The organism is Thermococcus sp. (genome assembly GCF_027066465.1).
Lineage (GTDB): Archaea > Methanobacteriota_B > Thermococci > Thermococcales > Thermococcaceae > Thermococcus.
Genome location: NZ_JAMONU010000001.1, coordinates 1 through 4,576, shown reverse-complemented (window position 1 = coordinate 4,576; position 4,576 = coordinate 1). Strand labels below are relative to the sequence as shown.

5 protein-coding genes are annotated in these 4,576 nt (G+C 56.3%); 3 read left to right on the top strand and 2 right to left on the bottom strand.

Features of this window, described 5'->3' with window-relative positions:
• On the top strand, nucleotides 1-1,390 hold a 1,390-nt coding region (locus MVK46_RS00025; protein ID WP_297534317.1), incomplete at its 5' end, for a metallophosphoesterase.
• On the opposite strand, the gene MVK46_RS00020 is transcribed toward MVK46_RS00025, so the two are convergent.
• Entirely contained in the window at nucleotides 1,362-2,213 is an 852-nt protein-coding gene (locus MVK46_RS00020) for a 2-phosphoglycerate kinase (RefSeq protein WP_297534316.1), read from the bottom strand. The genes MVK46_RS00025 and MVK46_RS00020 overlap by 29 nt on opposite strands.
• Nucleotides 2,210-3,508, bottom strand: a complete 1,299-nt coding sequence (locus MVK46_RS00015; protein WP_297534318.1) for a 2,3-diphosphoglycerate synthetase — start codon at nucleotides 3,506-3,508, stop codon at nucleotides 2,210-2,212. Before MVK46_RS00015 ends, MVK46_RS00020 begins: the two co-directional genes overlap by 4 nt.
• Nucleotides 3,509-3,629: 121 nt before the next feature.
• Here MVK46_RS00015 and MVK46_RS00010 point away from each other — a divergent pair, with 121 nt between their 5' ends.
• Both MVK46_RS00010 and MVK46_RS00005 read left to right on the top strand, forming a co-directional pair.
• On the top strand, nucleotides 3,630-3,809 hold the full coding sequence (locus MVK46_RS00010; RefSeq protein WP_297534314.1) for a hypothetical protein: 180 nt from the start codon (nucleotides 3,630-3,632) through the stop codon (nucleotides 3,807-3,809).
• Nucleotides 3,810-3,867: 58 nt separating this feature from the next.
• On the top strand, nucleotides 3,868-4,576 hold a 709-nt coding region (locus MVK46_RS00005), incomplete at its 3' end, for an MBL fold metallo-hydrolase (RefSeq protein ID WP_297534312.1).

Below are 4,576 nucleotides of genomic sequence, written 5' to 3'. Positions count from 1 at the left end.
TGATGTGACCAACAACGGCCTCCGCGAGGAGTATGAAAGGGCCGAATACGAGCTCAAAAAAATCCGGAAGCCTCTGATTGTTCTCCCAGGCAATCACGATGTCAGAAACGTTGGTTACGAGCTCTTTGAAGATTTCATAGGGCCGCTCAACGGCGTCTACGAGTTCAAAAACGGTGTTCTGATATGGGTTGACTCAACGATACCCGACCTCAGCGACGGCAGAATAGGGAAGCACAAGTTCCGCTGGCTGAAGAAGAGGCTTGAGGAGTACTCCGACAGGAGGATAAAGATAGTTGCCGCGCACCATCACCTGATACCCCTTCCCAGCACGGGCAGGGAGAGAAACGTCCTGTTCAACGCGGGTGACGTCCTCGACCTGCTCGTAAGGAACGATGTTACGCTCTACATGTGCGGCCACAAGCACGTACCCAACGTCTACCGCGTTGAGGACATCGTCGTTGACAACGCAGGCTGTGCATCGTGCAGGAAAACCCGGCGTGGGGACGTGAACAGCTACAACATCGTGACGGTTCACGACGACGGGAAGGTGGAGGTAACGGTGAGGCGCGTCACAGGTGACGAGAGGAAGATTGAGCACAGACCCATCAAACCAAAGCTGTTCATACCCCGGGGAAGGAGGCTCCTCAGGATAGTCCAGCTCAGCGAGAGCAGGGTCTCGGACAGGGTTTACTTCAGGAGAAAAACCCTAGAAAACGTGATAAACATGATAAACAGGCGCCTGAAGCCGGACATCGTGGTGCACAACGGGAACGTCGTTGACATGGGAATCGAAAGGAACTTTAGGGAGGCCGCGAGGTTCTGGGAGCTCATAGAGGCGCCAAAGGTCGTCGTTCCCGGTCCCTCCGACATGACGTATCTCGGGTACGAGCTCTTCCCCGAGTACTTTGGCGAACCTGAACCGGTTTCCCTCAACGGTTTCACCCTCATCCCCGTGCTCACACCCCAGTACGAAACCGAAATTGGGGTTGTTGGGAGGTTCGGGCAGAGAAAACTCGATGAAGAGCTCGAAAACGCCGAGGGCTTCCGCATTGTTTTCATGCACCACAACCCCGTTCCCATTCCAAAGAGCAGGGAAATGGGCTTCCTTGAGGACGCCGGTGATGTTCTGAAGCTCCTAACCGACAGGGGAACGGAGCTCGTTCTGACGGGCCACGGGGGCAACTCCTTCGCGGTCAAGATAGAGGAAACGATAGTTGTGAACGCCGGCTCCGTCAGCTGGGAGCTCCATAGAAACCCCTTTGGAAACAGCTTCAACCTGATAGACATCTATCCGGAAATGTTAATCGCCTTTGAGGTTCAGGCCACGTGGGGCAGCAGAAGGCTTCTAGGGGTATGGAAGCTCAAAGGCTCTCGCGGAGGCGCTCCATGAGGTCTTCCATTATCTCGTTTACGGTTTTTTCAAGCTCGATGTTCTCTATGACCCTCACACCGTGCTCCCTGGCTCTCTCGACGATGTAATCCTGAAGCATTATGATTTCATCGAGGTGCCTCAGGTAGTACTCGGCAGGCCTCTTGCTGTAGCGCGAGCGCTCGTAGAAGTGGGCCTCCAAAGCCTTTCTGTCGCTCACGGTCAGGATGTACATGAAGGTGTTCCCATCGGTCTCTATAAAGCCGGGAACGAGGTGGATGCCCTCTATTATCGCGTTGAAGCCCTCCCGTTGAACCCTATCGAGAACGGCTTTAACACCCACCGATACGTGACGAACCTGGCTCTCAAAACCCTCAATTAAGCCTCCCGACACCCTGCCGGCCAAGAATGAGGAGGCGTGCAAATCAGGCAGAAGCTCCCTGGCGATTATCTTCCTCATGACCTCCCTGACGGTGTCGGTTCCAATTACCGTCCTTATGGAGAGCCTGAACGCCAGCTCAGTCGCTATCGTGGACTTCCCGACGCCGGTAACGCCGCCGATTAGGACCACTATCGGCACCTTTCTCCTCCGGAACTCGCGCCAGAAGAGATAGCGCTCCGCCTCCTTTTTCAGCCCGTGTTCGACCAGTTTCCGGTACGTGAGCTCCCTTATCTCATCCGTGCTCACAATGCGCCTTCTCTTCTCCACCAGCTCCCTCTGAACCTCGCTCGCTATGATGTAGGCTATACCAACGTCAACTCCCGCCAGGGTTATCGAGCGCGTCAAGATTCCGCGGGAGAAGGGCAGCTTTACCCTCCTGTCCGGGTCCGTGACTATTATCATCCTCCCACCATCCTCCCGGCGAGCTCCAGCACGGCCTTCCTTAGGTCCCTCCCATCAACGTTGACCGGCTCGCTGGCAAGGTAGATTACCTCAACGCCCCTCTCAAGGGCCCACCTCGTTACGACATCAACTGCCGCGGCCTTTAACTCGACGAGGACGGCATCAACGTCCCCTCCAAGCCCCCGGAGGTCCTTTGCGAGTTCGAGCCTCTTCGAGAGGTTTCCGCTGATGAAGACGACCTCCGCACCGAACTTTCTGATTTCACTGGCAGTTCTCTCAACGGCCCCCGGCGAGGTCATGAAGAGCGCAACCCTCTTTCCCGCAACGTTTCCAAGGGGCTTCGGCGCAAACCGAACCAAGTGAACCTCTGCCCTTGGATTGACCTCCCCAACAAAGTCCCTGAACTCCCCCGCTTTTTCCGAGTCGGCGTCGGCCATCGTGATTACAACTATGTCGGCCAGGCCTATTCTGAAGGGCCCGAAGAACCCCTCGACGGTTTCCCTCGGCTGAAGGGCGCTGAGCACCGTGATGTAGCCGTCCGCCAAAACGGGCGGAATCGTTGCCCCGCTTCCCTCGGCGATGATAATATCGTGCGGAAGCTCTTCCGCGAGTTTTATCCCCTCATGAACGACGTGGAAGAAGGGAAACCCCGCCATTCCTCCCCCACAGCGCCGGCACCCGATGGTCGTCACCCCAGCGACGAGCGCATCCTCGTAGTGGTCCGAAGCGGCGTGCCTGCCTGTCTCCGCAAGTTTTAGAAGGGTCTCGGGCGTCAGTTCTTCTCTCTCACCGTCAACCAGCTCCGGCCTCTCCGGGCCGCCGCGGCCCATGGTAACAACGACCGGACGGTATCTCTCCTTAAGAACCCCCGCGACAAAGCTCCCTATTGCAGTCTTCCCAACGCGCTTTCCGAGGCCGAGGACGCTTATCGTGGGCTTTGATGGTCTCACCATCTCCCCTGGTCTGAACTCGAAATCTGCCCCCCTGTAAACAACACCGTGCCTGAGGCAGAGCGATGCTATTCTCAGCCTCATCCCATAATCAACCACGGGCTCATCGCTCAGGTCAACAACTTCATCAACGTCGTTCTCCAAAAGCGCCAGCTCAAGGGCTTTCATCGGGTCATCATCAACGTAAAGCCTAACCCCTAGCTCCTCCGCGAGCCTTTCGGGAGAGCCTATCTTCTCCCAGCCACCGAGGAAGACCGCACAGCACACATCCCCGAGTTTCCGAAGTGCCCACCGGGTTACCGGGGGATAGTGCTCGCCATCAACGAGTGCAATCCTCGCCACCATCCCACCCAATACCCGACCGCAGGCTGTTAATTTAACCTTTTCCCCGGCGGGGGAGAAAGGTTATAAAGAGGAACAGTGAACTAAAGCTGGCCGCACGGCCGACAGCTGGAGGTGTTCGAAAATGGCTGAGCTGATAGTTAAGTCCAAGGTTAAGGAAGTCGTGAAGGAAATAGACCCGGAGCTTAGAGTCAGCCCGGAGTTCTACGACGCCCTTGAAGCCGAGATAAAGGCCCTCATCGAGAAGGCCGTCAAGAGGGCCAAGGCCGAGGGAAGGAAGACCCTCTACGCCAGGCACGTTTGATTCCCTTTTCTCTCCAAACCCTTTTATTGCCGGAGGTTTATTTTTCTTTGGTGGTTGTATGGCTTTAAGAAAGCTGGGCGATTCCGCCTACCTCTATCCCGGAAGCCCCTCAACCCTCATACGGGTGCACGGGGGAAAGGCCGTGGTCGTTGATCCCGGCCACGGGAAGGGCAGGCACAAGGACCTTAAGAGGGAAATCAAAAAGCTGAACGCTTCACTGGAGCTCCAGCTCGCCACACACGGACACGCCGACCACATCGCTGTTTGCCCAAAGCTCGAAGTTCCGCTCTTCCTTCACCGCTACGAGTTCTCCATAGCGGAGAGCCCCCTGAACAGGGAAATACTCACCTTCGGCTCAAAGGCACCGGTAGGGTTCCTCGCGTATTCGACTGGAGAAGTTGAGGTTCACGCGGTTTTTGAATGGAACGACGAACTCTTCGGAATGAATGCCATAAAGCTGAACGGACACTCACCCGGCATGACCGGGTTCTTAGACGAGGAAAACGGCCTCGTTTACTCCGGAGACGCGTTCTTCGGCGGGAAGCTGATAAGTGCCGTTGGCATTCCCTACCTCGTGGACGCTGGGCTCTTCAAGGAATCTTTGGGGAAGCTCCGCTCCCTGGCTGAGAAGGGCTATACGCTGATACCCTCGCACGGCCCGGCTGTTTCGGGGGAGGATGCCGTTGAGCTTGTTGAGTTCAACCTTCGGAGAGTTGAGGATGTGGAAAAAACCGTGCTGGAGCTTCTTTCAAAACCCATGAACTACG